Annotated in this window: 18 protein-coding genes and 1 pseudogene; all 19 read left to right on the top strand. The window is 70.2% G+C overall.

What is annotated here, in order from left to right:
* The first annotated feature begins 44 nt into the window (after positions 1–44).
* The 19 genes and pseudogenes from AB0I16_RS30135 (at position 45) to AB0I16_RS30045 (ending at position 17977) form a co-directional block, all read left to right on the top strand.
* The gene (locus AB0I16_RS30135) at positions 45–1289 is read left to right on the top strand and encodes a cytochrome P450 (RefSeq protein ID WP_363252787.1); all 1245 of its coding nucleotides are present in this window, start codon (positions 45–47) and stop codon (positions 1287–1289) included.
* Positions 1286–2131: an NAD(P)H-binding protein gene (locus tag AB0I16_RS30130; protein ID WP_363252786.1), complete on the top strand. Its 846-nt coding sequence runs from the start codon at positions 1286–1288 to the stop codon at positions 2129–2131. The genes AB0I16_RS30135 and AB0I16_RS30130 overlap by 4 nt, the downstream gene beginning before the upstream one ends.
* A 98-nt stretch (positions 2132–2229) precedes the next feature.
* Positions 2230–3705, top strand: a complete 1476-nt coding sequence (locus AB0I16_RS30125) for an FAD-dependent monooxygenase (protein ID WP_363252785.1) — start codon at positions 2230–2232, stop codon at positions 3703–3705.
* 229 nt (positions 3706–3934) lie between these two features.
* Positions 3935–4540 (top strand): ScbR family autoregulator-binding transcription factor, encoded by a 606-nt coding sequence (locus AB0I16_RS30120; protein ID WP_363252784.1) that lies wholly within the window; start codon positions 3935–3937, stop codon positions 4538–4540.
* Between the two features lie 300 nt (positions 4541–4840).
* On the top strand, positions 4841–5674 hold the full coding sequence (locus AB0I16_RS30115; protein ID WP_363252783.1) for an AfsR/SARP family transcriptional regulator: 834 nt from the start codon (positions 4841–4843) through the stop codon (positions 5672–5674).
* Positions 5675–6044: 370 nt separating this feature from the next.
* Positions 6045–7247: a helix-turn-helix transcriptional regulator gene (locus AB0I16_RS30110; protein WP_363252782.1), complete on the top strand. Its 1203-nt coding sequence runs from the start codon at positions 6045–6047 to the stop codon at positions 7245–7247.
* A 101-nt stretch (positions 7248–7348) separates the two neighbouring features.
* Positions 7349–7834 (top strand): annotated as a pseudogene (locus tag AB0I16_RS30105) (ATP-binding protein); the annotation flags it as partial.
* 507 nt (positions 7835–8341) lie between these two features.
* Complete coding sequence (locus AB0I16_RS30100; RefSeq protein ID WP_363252803.1) at positions 8342–9337, top strand: radical SAM protein; 996 nt, start codon at positions 8342–8344, stop codon at positions 9335–9337.
* A gap of 2 nt (positions 9338–9339) precedes the next feature.
* Positions 9340–10128: a hypothetical protein gene (locus AB0I16_RS30095; protein WP_363252781.1), complete on the top strand. Its 789-nt coding sequence runs from the start codon at positions 9340–9342 to the stop codon at positions 10126–10128.
* A 61-nt stretch (positions 10129–10189) separates the two neighbouring features.
* Positions 10190–11050 (top strand): hypothetical protein, encoded by an 861-nt coding sequence (locus AB0I16_RS30090; RefSeq protein ID WP_363252780.1) that lies wholly within the window; start codon positions 10190–10192, stop codon positions 11048–11050.
* 67 nt (positions 11051–11117) lie between these two features.
* Complete coding sequence (locus AB0I16_RS30085; RefSeq protein ID WP_363252779.1) at positions 11118–11582, top strand: hypothetical protein; 465 nt, start codon at positions 11118–11120, stop codon at positions 11580–11582.
* A gap of 54 nt (positions 11583–11636) precedes the next feature.
* Complete coding sequence (locus AB0I16_RS30080; RefSeq protein WP_363252778.1) at positions 11637–12068, top strand: NUDIX domain-containing protein; 432 nt, start codon at positions 11637–11639, stop codon at positions 12066–12068.
* A gap of 1059 nt (positions 12069–13127) precedes the next feature.
* A complete protein-coding gene (locus AB0I16_RS30075; protein ID WP_363252777.1) occupies positions 13128–13877 on the top strand; it encodes a hypothetical protein in 750 nt (249 codons plus the stop codon).
* A gap of 42 nt (positions 13878–13919) precedes the next feature.
* Positions 13920–14798, top strand: a complete 879-nt coding sequence (locus AB0I16_RS30070) for a diiron oxygenase (protein ID WP_363252776.1) — start codon at positions 13920–13922, stop codon at positions 14796–14798.
* Entirely contained in the window at positions 14798–15043 is a 246-nt protein-coding gene (locus AB0I16_RS30065) for an acyl carrier protein (RefSeq protein ID WP_363252775.1), read from the top strand. The genes AB0I16_RS30070 and AB0I16_RS30065 overlap by 1 nt, the downstream gene beginning before the upstream one ends.
* On the top strand, positions 15037–15864 hold the full coding sequence (locus AB0I16_RS30060; protein ID WP_363252774.1) for a hypothetical protein: 828 nt from the start codon (positions 15037–15039) through the stop codon (positions 15862–15864). Before AB0I16_RS30065 ends, AB0I16_RS30060 begins: the two co-directional genes overlap by 7 nt.
* On the top strand, positions 15864–16865 hold the full coding sequence (locus tag AB0I16_RS30055) for a nitronate monooxygenase (protein WP_363252773.1): 1002 nt from the start codon (positions 15864–15866) through the stop codon (positions 16863–16865). The genes AB0I16_RS30060 and AB0I16_RS30055 overlap by 1 nt, the downstream gene beginning before the upstream one ends.
* Entirely contained in the window at positions 16855–17727 is an 873-nt protein-coding gene (locus AB0I16_RS30050; protein WP_363252772.1) for an alpha/beta fold hydrolase, read from the top strand. The genes AB0I16_RS30055 and AB0I16_RS30050 overlap by 11 nt, the downstream gene beginning before the upstream one ends.
* Complete coding sequence (locus AB0I16_RS30045) at positions 17720–17977, top strand: hypothetical protein (RefSeq protein WP_363252771.1); 258 nt, start codon at positions 17720–17722, stop codon at positions 17975–17977. The genes AB0I16_RS30050 and AB0I16_RS30045 overlap by 8 nt, the downstream gene beginning before the upstream one ends.
* Positions 17978–18017 lie beyond the last annotated feature (40 nt).

Raw genomic sequence — 18017 nt, 5'->3', positions numbered from 1 at the left:
AGCCGCGCACTCAGCACGTCACTTCCATGGACGGAGCGCACCACATGGCTACTTCTGTCTGCCCGTATGCGATAGACCTCTCCGGCAGCGACCTCGCCGGTGAGGCGGCCCTGCTGCAACGGGAGGGGCCGGCCGCGCGCGTCCTGCTCCCCGGGGGAGTGCGGGCCTGGGCCGTCACCCGGCACGACACCGCCAAACGCCTGCTGAGCGACCCGGACGTGTCCAAGGACGCGCCGCAGCACTGGCCCCCGCTGCGCGAAGGCCGCATCGACGACGACTGGCCGCTGTACCACTGGGTCACCGCCAAGAACATGCTCTCCGCCTACGGGGCGGAACACGCGCGCCTGCGGCGGCTCATCGCGGGAGCCTTCACGCACCGGCGCAGCGAGGGGCTCCGCCCACGGGTGGAGCAGTACGCGGCCGGGCTCCTGGAGTCCCTCGGGCGGCGCCCCGGCGGGGAGGCCGTGGACCTCATCGCGCACTTCGCGCTCGAACTCCCGATCCAGGTGATCTGCGAACTGTTCGGCGTCTCGGAGTCCGAACGCCCGCTGCTCAGGCACGGGCTCAGCGAGTCGTTCCGCACCTCCGCCACGGCCGAGGAGGTCCGCGCGGCCCAGGCCGGCCTCCACCAGGTGCTCGCCGAACTGATCGCGGCGAAGCGCCTGGCACCCACCGACGACCTCGCGTCCGCCCTCGTGTGGACACGCGACACCGACGGCGCGCGGCTGACCGAACAGGAACTGGTCGACACCCTCCTGCTGATGATCGGCGCGGGCCACGAGACGACCGTGAACCTGCTCGGCAACGCCATCGTCGAACTCCTGTCCCACCCCGCCCAGTTGCGGCAGGTCACCGACGGGACCATCGGCTGGGACGCCGTGATCGAGGAGACCCTCAGGGCCCGCGGCCCCGCCGGCTACGTGCCGATGAGGTTCGCCGTACGGGACATCACCCTGGAGGAGGGCCTCGTCATCCGCCAGGGCGATCCGATCCTCATCTCCTTCGCCGCGACCGGCCTCGACCCGCGGCAGCACGGCCCGGACGCCCACGCCTTCCGGGCCGGCCGCCAGGCCGGGAAGGACCACCTGGCCTTCGGGTTCGGCGTCCACCACTGCCCGGGGGCCTCCCTCGCCAGGCTGGAGGCCGCGGTGGCCCTGCCCGCCCTGTTCGCCCGCTTCCCCCGCATGCGTCTGGCACGGGCGCCGCACGCGCTCGAACCGACGCCGTCCTTCATCACCAACGGATACCGGGAGATCCCCGTCGTCCTCGGTCCGGAGAGCGCCGCGTGATCGTCGTGACGGGCGCCACCGGCACCGTGGGGGGCCACGTGGCCCGCCTGCTGGGCGCGCATCACCCCACCCGGGTCCTCGGCCGCTCCCCGAGCCGGTTACGGGCCGCCGCCCCCGGCGCCGATGCCGTCGGCGCCGACTTCACCGACCGCCGCTCGCTGGAGCGCGGCCTGGACGGTGCGCGGGCCCTGTTCGTGGTCACCACCGACCCCTCGCGGCCCGACCACGACACGAATCTGCTCGCCGCCGCCCGCACGGCGGGCGTGGAGCACGTGGTGAAGCTCTCCGCGCTCGCCGTCACCGACGACGGGGCCGACGACCTGATCACCACCTGGCAGCGCGAGAACGAGGAGCGCGTCCGCGCCTGCGGCCTTCCCTGGACGATCCTGCGCCCCCGCTCCTTCATGTCGAACACGCTCTCCTGGGCGGAGTCGATCCGGACCGGCGGCACCGTCCTGACGCCGCAACCGGACTCCCGCAACGCCTCGGTCGACCCGCGTGACATCGCCGCCACCGCCGTACTCGCCCTGACCTCCCCCGGCCACGAACAGCGGGAGTACGCCCTCACCGGCCCGGAGCCGATCTCGCCGGCCGAGCAGTGCGAGCACCTCGCCCAGGTCCTCGCGCGCCCCGTGCGCTGCGTCGGAATCCCCCTCGAACGTGCCTACTCCTCCTGGGCGCGGCGCTATCCCGAACCCATCGCCAAGGCCCTCCTGGACAGCGCCCGGCGCCAGGGCGACGGCGCCAAGCAGCATGTGGACCCCGCCGTCGAGAAGCTCCTGGGCCGCCCGGCGCGCGCCTACCGGGACTGGGCCGAGGACCACGCGGACCACTTCAGATGACCATGGCGGGCACGGGCGCGCAGCGACGGCCCGAACGCACCGGGGAAACCACCGCGAGCACCATCGAGCACCACCGAGCACACAAGGAGGGGGCGGACGTGCGGAGACGGCACGCCGAGGTTGTGATCGTCGGAGGGGGCCCCGTCGGCATGCTGCTCGCCGCCGACCTGGCGGCGTACGGCATCGGCGTCCGCGTCGTCGAGGCCAAGCCGCGGACCACCGACGAGCCCAGGGCGGGCACCCTGCACGCGCGCACCGTGCAGAGTCTCGCCCGCCGCGGCCTCCCGTACGGCGCGGCGGGACGCGCGGACCGCACGGGCGTCAACCAGGAGCCCTTCCACTTCGCCGGCCTGCCGGGGCTGAGCATCACCGCTCCGGCCACCGAACCCCCGGTCCTGGTCAAATGCCCGCAAGCCGAACTGGAGAGGCGGTTCGAGGCCGTCGCGCGGCGGCGCGGCGCCACGGTGCTGCGCGGCGGCGAGGCCGTGCGGATCGCCCAGGACCCGGACGGCGTCGAGGTGACGGTGCGGACCGCAGGGGGCCGGGAGCGGGTGCACGCCGCATACCTCGTAGGGGCGGACGGTGCGCGCAGCACCGTGCGGGAGCTCGGCGGATTCGTCGCGGACACCCATCCCGCGACGGTCTCCGCCCTGATGGGACAGGTACGGCTGACGGACCCGGCGGCGCTGCCCGCGGGCTGGCACCGCACCGAACGCGGCTGGACCGCCGCCAAGTTCGACGCGCGGGGGTACGGCAGGCTGATGACACTGGACTGCCGCGGCCCGCACCCCGACCGCGGCCGGCCGCTCACGCTGGAGGAACTGGGCGCGGAGGCCGCGCGCATCGTCGGCCACGCCGTCCCGCTGGCCGAACCGGCCCACCTGTCCCGGTTCAACGACTTCTCCCGCCTGGTCGGCAGCTACCGCCAGGGCAGGGTCTTCCTCGCCGGCGACAGCGCGCACGTGCACTTCCCCGTCGGGGGCCAGGGACTCAACACCGGCCTGCTCGACGCCGTGAACCTCGGGTGGAAGCTGGCACACGCCCTGCGCGGCACGGCCGGCAAGGACCTGCTCGACACCTACTCCCACGAGCGCAGGCCCGCGGGACAGCGGGTCGTCGACAACACACGGGCCCAACTGGCCCTCATGCGCCCCGACCCGCAGCTCGACCCGCTGCGCGAGCTGGTGGCCCGGCTGCTTCCGCTGCCGGACGTCGGCGCCCACCTCGGGGGCCTGCTCAGCGCTCAGGACACCTCCTACGGCCCGGCCGCGACGGGACCGGGCCGGCAGGGCACGTTTCTGCCGAACCTCGCGCTGGCCGGGCCGGGGGAGAAGGACCTCGTCGCACTGCTGGCCCGCGGCCGTGCCGTGCTGCTGCTCGGCGGCGGCACCGCCGACGCCCCCGGCGCGGTCCGGGGCTGGGCGCATGTCCTGACCACCGCGCGGGCGGCCGCCCGGCTCCCCGGTGGAACAATGGACTGCGCCGTCGTCCGCCCCGACGGCTATGTGCTGTGGGCGTCCGGTGACGGGGAGCCCGAGGGGGTGCTGCGGCAGTGGTTCGGCGATCCCCGCTGAGGCCGTCGCGGGTGGGGTGAGCGGGGCGCGAGGTGTCGTGCTGGGGTACGGCACTTTGCGCCAAATGAAATCCATGTGTCCATCGGACAGTACAAACCGCCTGTGCGGTTTGTTAGGGTGCTCCATAAGGGCGTCGGTCCTCCTTCGGGCGGGCCGATGACGGGGGTGTCGTCTCCGTCGTCCGCGTCATCTCGCGAGCGGCGGCCGCCTGGAGCGATGGAGCACCTCGATGGTCAAACAGGAACGCGCTGTACGCACCCGCAAGGCCCTGATCACCGCTGCCGCTGAGGTCTTCAGCCGGGAGGGGTACCGCACGTCCTCCCTCACGGTCATCAGCCGGCTCGCGGGAGTCAGCAGCGGGGCACTGCACTTCCACTTCCCGACCAAGTCGGCGCTCGCCCTCGCGGTGGAGGAAGCGGCCGCCGACCGCCTGCGCGCCATCATCGAACGCTGCGAGATGTTCGAACAGCCGCAGGGGCCCATCCAGCTCGTGGTCGACGCCAGCTACCGCGTGGTCGAGCAGCTGGAGGGCGATTGCGTGCTGCGGGCCGGCTTCGAGCTGGGAGGCCACACCGAGGGCCTGAGCAGCACCGGAAGGGTGTGCGACCTGTGGCAGGGCTGGGTCGCCTCCGCCCTCGAACAGGCCCACGGTGACGGGGGGCTGCGCGCGGAGGTCGTGCCCGGCCATGTGGCGGCGGTCGTGGTGGCGGTGACCGCGGGCCTGGAGGAACTGGGCCGGCGGGACTCCCGTTGGCTGTCGCACCCCACGCTCACGTCGTTCTGGCGCCTGGTGCTGCCGCAGGTCGCCCCCGCGGGGACGCACGTGCCGCTGTGACGCCGCGGGGGCCGGGGCGCCCCCGCCGCGCAGACGCCGCCTGACTGGTCATTCCATCCCCCCCGGTAAAGAACCAGTCAGGCGGTTTTTTTCATGGCCCTGTTGGGTCGGTCATCCCTGGAAAATGCCTATATGTGCAGTTCGGGCCCCGTCGTAGGCGAATCGTGGGTGGCTACGGTCTCTCTTGTGGAACCGCCAAGAAACCGACTATGCTGTTTTTATTCGGGGCCTCACGCCGGATCCCACACCCGGCGGCACGCGGCAGCAGCCCGTGCAGGCTCTGTGGACCGGGAGACGGACATGGACATTCAAGTGCTCGGCGGCTTTTCCGTACGACTGAACGGCGTGCCGGTGGTCCCGACGGCCCCCAAGCCACGCCAGGTCCTGGCCCTTCTGGCCCTCAACGCGGACCGGGCGGTGCCGTTGCGCACGCTGACCGAGGAACTGTGGGGCACGGAGCCGCCGCGCAGCGCGCGGGCCACGCTGCAGACCTACATCCTCCAACTGCGCGAACTGATCGGAGAGGCCCTCGCGCGCGAAGCGCCCGAGCGCCCCGGCGGCCGCACGGGCAAGGACGTCCTGGTCACCTCGCCGGGCGGCTACCGGCTCGAAACCGGCGGCGGCACCCGCGACTTCGGCGAGTTCGAGCGCCTGAGCAACGAGGGCTACCGGGCCATGGACAACGAGGACTACACCGGCGCGGCGCGGGCCCTGCGCGACGCCCTCGCCCTGTGGCAGGGGCCCGCGCTGGCCGACGTCAACGCGGGAATCCACCTCGACATGGAGGCACGCAGGCTGGAGGAGGCCCGCCTGTGCGCCCTCGACCAGCGGATCGAGGCGGACCTCGGCCTGGGACGCCACCGCGAACTGCTGTCGGAGCTCACCGTCCTGGTCGAGCGCCACAGCATGCACGAGAGCCTGCACAGCCAGTTCATGCTCGCGCTGTACCGCTCCGGCCGGGGCGGCGAGGCACTCCACGTCTACCAGCGGCTGCGCGGCACCCTCGTACGCAACCTCGGGCTCGAACCCAGCGCCCCGGTACGGCGCTTGCAGCGCTCCATCCTGAAGGCCTCCTCCGACGTCACGCAGGACGCGCTGTTCGACGGCCGCACGGCGCCGGCCGCGGTGAGCTGAGCACGAGCGCCGCACCGCACGCCCCGCATGCCCCTGCCCGCTCGAAGCGGAGCCGGAGGGAAGTCGAGGGAGAGCCGGGGAGAGAGCCGGGGATAGCTCGCGGGGCGGTCGAGGGATCTGCGGTTCTTTGCCGCCCCGCGAGAGACTCGCCTGACATGCCTTCGGCGCCGGGTCCACGCCTCGCGTGTCCAGCCGAGTAGCCGCCTCTCTAGTACGGCGGCAGGAAGGCTTCGAAACTCCGGACGCTCCTATGCGCAAGTTCGGCCTGGCAACCGAGAGGCCCCGCTCCAGAGGAGCGGGGCCCATCCGTGCCCCTGCGAAGCCGATCGCAGGGGTACCGTTCTGTTGTCGAAGCAGAACAGGAGCCAGTATGCACGCTCTGCCCGAAGACCACACTGGCGTGCGCATGGCGCGTCTGCGCCGCGAACGCCACCTCACACAACGAGCGGTCTCGGAGTTGTCCGGGATCCCCTACAGCACATACACGAAGACGGAGCAGGGTGTTATTGCTCCTACCCCGCACGTCGTCGCTGCTTTCGCCCGAGGCATGAACCTCGAGGTCGCCACGGTGATCGGCCAGCCCTACGTCGACGAACTGCGTGCTGACGAACTCGACATCTTGATACGGCCCATCCGGGAGGCCCTGGATGTCTACGACCTCGGAGCCGATCCCGATGTCCGGCCCCGCCGCCTGGAGGACCTGAAGGCCGACGCGGAGGGGCTACTCGTCTCCGTCCGAAGCGGTGACATCAAGCAGGCCGCCAGCAACGTCGCCGGCCTGATCGAGGAGGGCACCACTGCGGCGCACTCCCTGAACAGCACGGAGGGATGGCTGACGCTCGCAAGCTTCTACCGCACGGCGTACGACGTCGCCGCCAAGCTGGGATTTCCCGATCTCGCCCAGCTCGCGCTCGCCCGAGTGGACTGGGCGGCGCAACGCGGGTCCGATGCCGTCCTCGGCGGCCTCTACCAGTATCTGCGGGCTCTGAGCTACCTCCGGGAGGGCAAGTTCGCCATCGGGCAGCGTCTCATCGTTCGCGGGCTGGCTACGCTCGAACAGGCCGAAGCATCCCGCGAACGTGAGGTCGTCGCGGGGCAAATCCACCTCGGAGGAGCCGTGATGGCGGGCCGCGCCCATGACGAGGCTGGAGCCCTGTCCCACCTCACACAAGCCGAGGAGATTGCAGGGAGGACTGGGGAAGCGGTCAAGGTGCACTATCTGACCTTCGGGCCGACGAACGTGCACGTCCATCGGGTCTCTGTCCTCGCGGAACTCGACAAGTACGGCGAGGCAGTGGAGGCCACGGAATGCCTCGCCATTCCCGAGGACTGGCCGAAGTCCCGTATCAGCCACCACTACGCCGAATTGGCACGCGCGCAGATGTGGACCAACAATCTTGAGGACTCGTTCAAGAGCCTCCTCAAGGCGCGCAAGGCAGCTCCGCAGCAAGCCAAGTACCATCCGACCGTCCGGGAGACCTACGCCAGCCTTGAGGCAGCCCACCGGCGGCTGCCTGAGAACTTCCTGTCGTACGGATCTTGGCTCAGCGTCGCGGGCGGCCAGGTCACCTGACCTGTCATCACGCGCCATGAAACCTTGGCCCCAACTATCAGCAACTCGTGATAGTTGGGGCTCAGTTGTGGGCCCACCATGTCGTCACTGGCCATTTCGACATGGAGTCGACCATGACGATGAACCCCGCGGATCAGGAGCGCACCCGTCGACGCGTCCCCGCTTCCGCCGCTGATGTGCACAGCCCACCAGGCGCCTGTCCAGGGTTTGCTGTATCTATCGAACGCCGCCAGGGTGCGGCTCACGGCGACGCTCTGACGTCCGCAGACGCCGTCTGGCCGCGACGCCTTCGTCAGATAGTTCGCGCCCGCCTTACGTACAGCCGCCGCCCTGATCTGATCGAACTCACGGAACTACTGCTCACGGAGCTCAGTACTAACGCCCTCCGTCACAGCAGTGGCGACATCGACGTATGCGTCAGCACGCGAGGCCAGAGCCTGCGTATCGAGGTCAGCGACGGCTCCTCCGAGCGCCCGCAGCTCCGTCCCGCGGCGCCCACCGACGAGGGCGGCCGCGGCCTGTTCCTCGTTGAGGCATTGGCCGAGGAGTGGGGCGTGAGTGACGACGGCACCACCACCTGGTGCACCCTCCCCCTGACCGAAGGACCCCAAAGGCCGCTACGCACTCGTGATGCTGGGCTGGCCGGGAACGTCCACGCCACCGCCGACGTCACGGACCTCGATCCGACCTTCTGCGACTTCGACAAGGCGATCACCGGCGAGACCGGGGGCAGCCTGTGCGCAGGCGCAAGCCATCCTGACAGTTGCGGTCCGGGCCCAAGGCCCCATGAATCGAGCAGCAGTGATGACGAAGTCCCCGCTCCTTGGCGCCCTTGGCCTCAAGCTCTCCGCCGCCGTATGCGGGCTGCGGACAGTGTCCGGCCCCAGGCCCATGGCGCGTCTGCAGGAGATCGAGAGGCGGAACTTCAACGACCGATGCCGGAGAACGACTCATGCATGATCCTGCGGCTGACACGCATCCGACGCCCGAGCAGCGGAGAGACCAGACCCCCGGCGTGGGCCCTGCGTTCCCCCGCACGGCCCGCGCCGGGCCCCGTTCCATCCCGGAGCCGATCACACTGGAGGCCAACGGTCATGACCGATCTCGGATTGCCCGCCGTCCCCGCACCCCGGCACACAGCGATCGGAGGGGGCATCGGGTACGCCTTCACCGGTCAGCACTTCACCCTCGACGCGGACGCCGACGTCGCCACTGTGGCCGCGTCGCTCACCCATCCCCTGTCCGTGATCGTGCAGATCACGAAGCGCTGCAACTTCGGCTGCAGCTTCTGCTCCGAGGTCCTGGAGATCCCCGACCCGACGCTCGCCGAACTCGTCCTCATGCAGCAGAGCCTCGTCGGCGTGAACCGCGTGTTCCTCTCCGGCGGGGAGCCGCTCATGCGCAAGGACTTCGGCGACTGCATCGACATCTTCGCCGAGGGCGGGCACATCGTCGCCGTCCCGACGAACGCCGTCTACGCCAAGCAGCATGCCGCGCGCATGGCGGGGAAGGTCGCGTACGCCAACATCGGCCTTGAGGGGCCCCGCGCCGTCACCCACCGCATGCGCGGTGACTACGACGCGGTGATGGCGGGCGTACGGGTCTTCCAGGAGTACGGCATCCCGCTCGCGCTGTCCGCGGTCGTCTACCGCTCGAGTCTGTCCGCGCTCCCGTACACCGTGCAGATCGGCGATGTCATCGACGCCGGCAAGGTGAAGCTGATCCTGCCGCTGCGCAAGGGGAACGCGCTGGACCTGGAGGAGCACGAGTTCATCACCCACGACGAGGCGCAGGACGCGTTCACCCGGCTCAAGGCCGCCGCCGCGGAGATGCAGTGGTCGCCCGCGCTCCGCATGACGACGTGGACGCCGCAGAACGAGGGCCACATGATCGTCATCGAGCCGAATGGCACCGCCCGCGCGTGGCCGGTCTATGACGCCCCCGACCTCTGGGAGGACCTGGGCAACATCCGTGATGAGCCCATCACCGGAATCTGGAAGCGGTACCGCTTCAAGGAGAACCACGTCTCCAAGTACGTCGGGACGTCGATCCACACCACCACGCAGGGCGTCACCACCGGAAGGAAGTAGCCGTGCGGGACTACTGCAACTTCGTGCGCCCCGACACGCCGTTCGGGTCCGTCACCGACCCGTGGAAGAAGTCGCGGCAGTGGCTCACCGGCGTGTCCACGCTGTGGGCCGAGGCGGGAGGGGACGAACCCCCCGTCCTGATGGGCGCCGCCCTCGTGGTGCTCCCCATCCACCGCACGCGTGCCTGCACCGTGTCGGCTCCGCTGACCCAGTTCGGGTACCGCGCCATGGCCGCGGACACGGTCGGCGAGAACGAGGTGATCGTCAAGGTTCTCGACGACGCACTCGTGCAGGCCCGCCGCCAGGCGCAGGTCATCGCCTGGCACAACGGGACGGATGACCTGCACGTCCTGCAGCAGCTCCCCCGCCCCGCGACGGCGCCGCGCACACCCGGGATCGCCGCCCTCGCACAGGCGTGGCGCGACCGCAGGACTCCCGAGCGAGGAACTGCGCGCAACGTCGACACCGGCCTGGACATCGGCCCCACGGGTTTCATCAGCGACACCGCGGCGGCTCACGGCCTGGAGCCGAGGAAGGAGTTCGCCGGCGACAACCAGCAGACCGGCGCACAACTCGCCTGCGAGGCGCTGCTCGATGGTGAGGACTACCCGGCACCCCTCACCGCGACGAGCGTTCTGACGTCCGCCGTGATGACTGCCCTGGTGGGCGGCAAGGGCTCTGGACACCTGCTGTGGCAGCAGCCGCTCAGCGTCACCGACTACGTCGGGGCTGTCGCCTGGGACGTGGCACCGTTCCTGTTTTCCGGTGTTGCGCCGCCACTGAACGAGTAGCGTCCGGCGGGGCCGTGCGCACCCGGCGCGCGGCCCGTCCTACGGCAGGAACCACTTCCCCATGATCATCACGAGCAGCCGTGACGGTGCCCGCGCCCTGCAGCCCCCGACGCTGCGCTCAGGAGCCGTCCGGATCGCGTCCATCGACGTCGAGTGGACGAAGAACTACCGGGTCAAGAACGGACAACGGCCCTTCTGCTACAGCGTCGCCTGGCTCGACCTTCCCGCCGACCGCACACCGGACCTCGCGGACATGCCGTTCGAGTGGACCAGCGTGTACGTCGAGGAACCCGGCGAGATGGACGAGCTCGTCCGGCACGCGGCGGCAACCGTCACCGCGGCCGCGGACACGTCCAGCATCATCACCGGCCATCAGTTCTGCTCCGACCTCGCCGTCCTGGAGGCCAACGCGCCCACCGACGCGGCCCCCGCCCTGCGGTCCGCCCGCGCCCAGTGGAAGGAGCGCCGCGAGACCGACATCCGCGCAGGTCACTACGTCGACACCCGGTACGACGCCGGCCACCTCCTCACCGGAGCCTCACGCCGTCTCGTCGACGTGTGCACCGAGCTGGGCCTGGACGTCACCCAGCCCGAACTGCAGCGGATCACCATGCCCGCCTGGCACCGCCGATGGATCGACCACGGCGAGGAAGAGGGACGCGAACGCGTGAGCGTCCTCAACCTCCGGCACTCCCTGTCCACCGCGTACGTCGCCGCCCGCACCGCCGGACTCGCCAGGTGGTCGCCCACGGGCCTCAACGTCAACCGGGCCATCGCCCAGGCCGCGAAAGGCGCCTGGGCGTGGCTTGAGACCCCCACCTTCACCAGCCTTCTGGAGGACCCATGCCGATCCGAGAGTGCCGCGTCATCGCCGTCGAAGGCACCCAGGCCGCAGGGAAAACGACGTTCGTCCACGCGCTGACGCACGCCTGCGCGAACAGAGCATCAACGTCACCTGCACCGGGGAGCCCGCCCGGAACAGCCCCTTCATGGAGGACATCGTCATCCACGGCGAAGGGAACTTCGACCTCGTCGCCGAACTCGACCTGTTCGCCCAGCACTGCACCGTGCCCCTGCGTGCCGCGAGGCACCACCAGGTCCTCGTCACCGACAAGACACCCGCGAACGTCCTCGCCCTCGCCGGCCTGGTCCTGGACCCCACCGAGCGCGGCACCGCATCCGTCCTGACCGCCGCAGAGGCTCTGTGCCGCGCCTGGATGCCGATCGCCTACGACGCCATCGTGTACTGCCGCGACCGCTACGACCAAAAGGCAGGCGGCGACCGGATGCGGGAGAAGGTCCTCGCCCTGCAAGATGAAGCCGACACCGCCATCTACGACGTGTGCCGCGCCACGGGCGTGCCGATGCTCGAGCTGCCCACGGGCCTGAGCGTCGACGAACGTGTCCAGTGGACTCTGCAACGCGTTGAGAGCATGGGATTGCTGGCCGCCTGACCCGGCTGGAGTCCTCACCCGGCAAGCGCCCCACCGGTCGAAGGACTCAGCACAGTGCCACAGCAGCCCGTGAACGACGTGATGCTCATCCTGGAACGCGACGGTGCCGTATGCCTCGCCGAGAGACGAGGCACCGGATACGCCGACGGCCAGTTGAACCTGCCCTCCGGAAAGCTGGACGAGGGCGAAGACGTCTTCACCGCCGTGATCCGCGAGGCCCTGGAGGAGACCGGCCTCGTCATCGAGCACGAGGCCCTGCAGATCGTGCACGTCATGCACTTCCGCAACCCCGAAGAAGAACCCCGGGTCGGCTGGTTCTTCACCGCTCGGCACTGGGAGGGCGAGCCCCGCAACATGGAGCCGCACAAGTGCGCAGGCCTGACCTGGCACCCCGTTCACCACCTCCCCAGCACCACCGTGCCGTACAACGCGCTGGGCATCGCCCACTACCTCAAGGGCGAACCGTTCTCCGTGCACGGCTGGTAGCGCCGGCATGCGCAGCGAGCCCGGCTTCCTCCGAAGCGGCCGGGCTCGTGACGTACCCGCGCGAGCAGCGTGTAACAGAACCGGGCCGTTGACGTTCCGGCAGTGAAGGGGGCTGCGCTTCGCGTCAACCCCGTCTTGAACCGGAGGTACGCTGACGCCCGCAACAGCTCCTCTTACGGCCCCGCCCATCCGCTCGCACATGCAGCAGAGCCTCTTCGCCCGGCTCGAACCCGTGACAGCCGCGCCCACCGGCTCACAGACCAAGACGCTCAAGGAGTCCGACCTGCACGGCCCACCGGCCCCTCCCGAGCCGGAGAAGAAGCCGGACCTCTCCCACGTCTGGGTCGTCGCCGCCGAAGTCGACGTCACCCCGAAGACCGCGAGCCTCGCTCGTTCTGGGCCGGCCACCAACTCCTCGTACCGCCGGAGCGTGACACTGCCGACCTTGGTACTTGCGGGCATACGGCCCACCCCCTGCGGCCGGGGCGTCGGCTCTCCCTGCCGGCGACAAGCCCCGGCCCCTCTCCACGAGGTTCTCAGAGCCAGTGTGCATAACCCCGGCCGGGCGCGCGACGCCTGGCACACACTGCCCTGCACCTGAAGGGCGCGGGGGGACCCCATCGAGGACGTGCACGTGATCGACGGGCAAGAGGCGTACACGGACGGACCGAGCGGGGGCCGCGCGGTGGGCGATTAATTTCTCAAGGCCGCACATGGGAAATGCACGAACAGGCATGTGGAAACACCGTTCCGTATGGCAAACCGTGGCTGCTAGCTTCGGGACCGTCGGCGCCGGGCAGTCGGCTCGGTCTTTGCCTGGAAGGACGGTCTGTGTCACCTCTAGCAGTGAAAACAGATGCGCGTGCCTGGGAGGACGTGGCGAATTCGATCGAATTCGTTCCTGCCGCGTACTCCAGCAAGACCCGGCCGGAGTCAGCAGCGCAGGAAATGCTGAGGTGCGGCCCGGAGGACATCGAAACGCTGATCGCCGCGGGATTGCCGTTCGATGTGCGGTCAGGGGTGCGGCACTTCGACGTCAATGACCTGTACAACCTCGGAATGTATTCCGGCAGGTCGAACACGCAGCCGGAGCTGGCCTTCAGGATGCTCTTCCGCTTCGCGGGACGTCCGGTGGAGGACCTGCTGCGCCCGCGGACGTGGGACTTCCAGGTCCGGCTGGAGTGCGAGGACTGCCGCGGGGCCGCGCCCTGGCACTTCGAAGCGCCCGACGCGGGCCGGTTCGGCGGGGCCGTCACCGATGTGGTGGCGCCGGCGCGGGCGAGCGGGAAGACGGCCGCGTACACGGCGACCGTCACCACGACGGGCGTGCGCACCCCCCTGGTCTCCCCCGAACTGCGGCGCCTGACCCGCGACTACCTCGCCGCCGGCTACCGCTGGCAGATGGTCCCGGTCGCCATGCAGGCCGACTACCGGCTGGTGCACGACCTGGGGTCGACGAGCTGCATCGCGGCGAGCCTGCTGCTGGCCGAGCGCTTCCGCGAGGCCGGTCACCGCGCCGAGGCGAAACGCGGCTGGTTCTGCGGCGTCCTCGGCGGCGCGCTCGACCTGCCCCACGCCAGCGTGGAGGTCGAGGACGACGACGGCGTGCTCAAGACCGTGGACATCGCCAAGGCGCAGCTCGCCGCCCGCCTCTCGGCGGACACGGACGCCTTCCAGGAGCTCTGCCTCGGTTCGGTCTACAACAAGGTGATCCCCTCCACCGCGTCCGGAAACGCGGCCTTCGCCACCCACGACTGCGGGTCGCGGACGCCGGTGCATGTGCGCGCGGACATCCGCTCGCTGCGCTGACCCCGATTTCCCGCGCCACTCATTTCGGAAGGACGAGTGTCAATGGCGGTACGTGAGATAAAACCGGTCGTCCTCGACCTGGACCGGTTGGAGAATCTCGCCGAGTCCGGCTACTACAACCCGTACACGATGTTCGACTGGCCCGATTCCATCGAACCGGACCTGCCGTGGATGTCCGAGAACCTGACCACGCTCGCCGGCACCCCGATGTGGGACGAACTCACCCGGGAACAGCAGATAGCGCTCACCCGGTACGAGGCGATCAATTTCTTCAGTCTCAACATTCACGGTATCCGTGAACTGATGAGTGAAGTCGTGATGCGCATTCACGAGCGTACGTACGCGGACGTCTCGGAGTTCCTGCACCACTTCATCGGTGAAGAGAACGAGCACATGTGGTTCTTCGCGCAGTTCTGCCTGCGCTACGGCGGCAAGCTCTACCCGGCCCAGCCGACGCTGAAGGCCGACTCGGTGGACCACCTCTCCCCGGTGGCCCGCGAGCTGATCGTGTTCGCGCGCATCCTGATCTTCGAGGAGATCGTCGACTACTTCAACGCGCACATGGCCACGGACCAGTCGCTGCCGCCCATCGCCCGCGAGATCAACCGGGTGCACCACCAGGACGAGAGCCGGCACGTCGCGTTCGGCCGGATGATCTTCACCCATCTCCTCGGCCAGGTCGCCGAGCGGGACCCGGACGAGGTGCCGGTGGTCGCCGAGTACCTGGAGAACTACCTGCAGTACAGCATCGGCACCCTCTACAACCCGGCCGCCTACCGCGACGCGGGCATCCCCGACGCGCTGACCCTGCGGCGCAGGGCGCTGGCGCACCCCGCGCGGGTGGAGGCGCACGACCAGGTGCTCAAGCGCACGAGGAAGTTCCTCACCAAGGCCGGCGTGGGACGGGAGGCGATCAAGTGATGTCCGAAGCGATGCAGGCGGTCCGCGACTTCATCCAGGGCCGCAACCCCAAGGTCGGGCCGCTCACCGAGGAGCTCGACCTGATCGACAGCCGCGCCATCGACTCGCTCGCGTTCGTCGAGTTCATCTTCCTGCTGGAGGAGCTGAGCGGCGAGGCGATCGACCCCGAGGACCTGGACCTCGACGACTTCCGCACCCTCAAGGCACTCAAGAACCGATTCTTCGTGAAGGAAGCGGCATGCTGACGACGACCGACAACGGCCTCGGGGTTCTCGACGGCAGCCAGCTCAGGCTGCTGCGGGCCATCGACGCGACGTTCCTGCGCCTGGCCGGAGACTGGCGGGCCCCGGAGTTCCGGTTCCCGTTCCTGATGCGGTGCAAGGACCTCGACACCTTCGACTACTACGACAACTTCCCGCACCTGGGCCTCGCTGCGACCCGGCTCGACCCCGCGCTCCTGGCCGCCGAGCTGGCCACGACGGCGCGGCCGACCGAGCGGATACCGGCCCAGGTGATGGAGCCGACCGCCTTCGCCCTGCCCTCCGCGGCCTGCTACTCCATCTACGTCGACCTGGCCGGCTCCGTACTGCCCGACGAGGGAGTCCTGCGCACCACCGTCGGCACGTGCTTCCGCAACGAGGACCACTACGAGGGGCTGCAGCGCCTGCTGGGCTTCTCCATGCGCGAGATCGTGTGCGTCGGACCGGAGCAGGCGGCCAAGCACCACCTGGTCCGGGCGAAGGAAGCCGTGGTGGCCCTGTGCACCGAACTCGGCCTGGACCTGCGCATCGAGGCGGCCACCGACCCGTTCTTCGACAAGAACAGCGGCAAGGCCAAGATGCAGCGGCTCTTCCCGGTGAAGGAGGAGTTCGTCGTCGGCGGCCTGGCGATCGGCTCCGTCAACTACCACCGGAACTTCTTCGGCGACCGCTGCGACATCAGGGCCGGCGCCGAGACCGCGCACACGAGCTGCCTGGCCTTCGGCCTTGAGCGCTGGGTGCACACCCTGACGGACCGGTTCGGCGGGGCGGACGCCGCGGCGTCCGCCGTCGAGAGCCTGAGTTGATGCGTACCACCGCGGCCGGGGCGCTCGGCCTGGAGACGAGTCTGCTGCAGTCGGGCATGGGCGGCGTCGCGGGCACGGAACTGGCCTGCGCGGTGTCCGAGGCCGGGGCGGCCGGCTGCGTGGGCGGCTACAAGCTGGCCGGCGGCGCGCTGTCGGCCGTGCTGGAGCGGTTGACCGCGGGCACCGGCCGGCCCGTCGGGGTGAACCTGATCCCGGAGGTCGTCGGGTCCGCCGAGCTCGACCGGCAGGTGGCGCAGGTGCTCGACGAGACACCGCGGCGCGTGCACCTGTCCTTCTTCGGGATGCCGGAGGACGCGGTGCTCGCCCGGGTCGCCGCGGCGGGGCGCCGCTCGGTGGTCCAGGTGGGGACGGTCGACGACGGGGTGCGCGCCGCCGCGCTGGGCGCGGTGGTGGTGGCCCAGGGCACCGAGGCGGGCGGCCACCTGCTGGGCACGTCGCTCCGCGACGACCTGGTGGGCGCGCTGCGCACCCTGCTGCCCGACGCCTGCCTCGTCGCCTCGGGCGGCATCGGCTCCCCCGAGGAGGCCGCACGGGCACTGGCCGCGGGCGCCGACGGGGTGCTGCTGGGCACCGCCTTCGTCGTCGCCCGTGAGTCGCGGGCCCACGCCCGCTTCAAGTCGGCGGTGACCGGCGCCGCGGAGAGCGACACCGTCATCACCGACGTGTACGAGATCGGCTGGCCGGGCCGGCGGCACCGCGTGCTGGCCACAGCCGTCACCGCCGACCCGCACCAGCCCGCGAAGTTCATCGGCAGGACGGTGGTCGAGGGCAAGCCCTACCTGGTGCCGCGCTTCAGCGCGGCGGTGCCCACGGACGCGACCAGCGGCCGCATCGAGGAGATGGCGCTGTACTGCGGCAACTCCTGCGGGGCGATCACCGACGAAGTTCCGGCGGCCGACGTCGTCGCCGCCTACGCACGGGTCCTTCCGGGGGCCGAAGTGGTCAAGAATCGAGAGAGGGCGGAGAGCCATGCCGGCTGACGAAGCGCACGACGAGTACCACCACGACCTGAGCTACCGCGAGGGCGTACCGCCGGTACGCACCCGGGAGGGCGTCGAGCTGTACTGCGAGTCCACCGGCGAGGGCATCGCCGTCACGACGCTCAACAACTTCTTCTTCTCCGCCCCGTTCTGGCGGGACTACACCGACGAACTCGCCAGGCACTACCGCGTCGTCAGCTACGACCTCTGCAACCACGGCCGCTCCACGCGCCTGCCGCAGGAGCCGACCTGGGAGGAGCACACGGCGGACGTGATCGGGCTGCTCGACGGCCTGGAGATCGAGTCGACGTACCTGCTCGCCTCGTCGGCCTCCACCCAGCTCGCCCGCGACGTGGCCCTCGCCCACCCCGACCGCGTACGGGGCCTCGTGCTGGCCGGACCGGTCCTCGGCCCGCAGGGCATGCGGCGTCACCGCGGCCTTCAGCGCGCGTGGCTGCGCACACTGAACGACCATGACATCCCCACCCTGTTCAGCCACATGTACCCGGAGTTCATCAGCACGGAGATGAACGAGGAGTACGGCGCGGCGGGCTACCTCGGCCTCCGGGAGAGCTTCCTCGCCATGTCGACGCCCGAGGAGCTCAACAACGGCCTGACGCTGGCGCAGAAGGGCGACTCAAGCCCCGAGCTGCTGACCCGCATCCAGGCGCCGACGCTGATCGCCCTGGGCGACGACGACATCCTGCTCAGCCCCACGGGCGGCCACGAGCTGGCGGCGCTGTTCCCGAACGGCCGCTGCGAGATCATGCCGAAGGCCGGCCACGTGCCCTTCCTCGACGACCCCGCGGGCTTCCAGGAGCTCGTACGGAAGTTCATCGACGAAGCGGAAGCGCATGTCTGACACGGCGGTGGTGGAGGTGCGGCAGCGCATCCGTGAGCTGCTGGTCGACGTGTTCGGCGGCCCCTCCTTCGTCGGCGGAGTGCCCGACACCGTGTCGCTCCGCGAGGCCGGGGTCCCCTCCACCGCGCTGGTCGCCCTGCTGGTCGCGATGGAGGACGCGTTCGGCTTCGAGTGGGACGACGACGTCCGGCCGGAGGTGCTGCGGTCGATCGACTCGCTGGCGGGCCATGTCGTGGCGCTGCGCGGCTGAGGGCCTCGCCGTCCCCGGCGGGCGGGCCGTTCTCCGGGAC

Source organism: Streptomyces sp. NPDC050703, assembly GCF_040654435.1.
In the GTDB taxonomy this organism is placed as follows: domain Bacteria; phylum Actinomycetota; class Actinomycetes; order Streptomycetales; family Streptomycetaceae; genus Streptomyces.
Note: the sequence above shows the minus strand (reverse complement) of the source record. Positions and strands in the feature narration are given on the sequence as shown.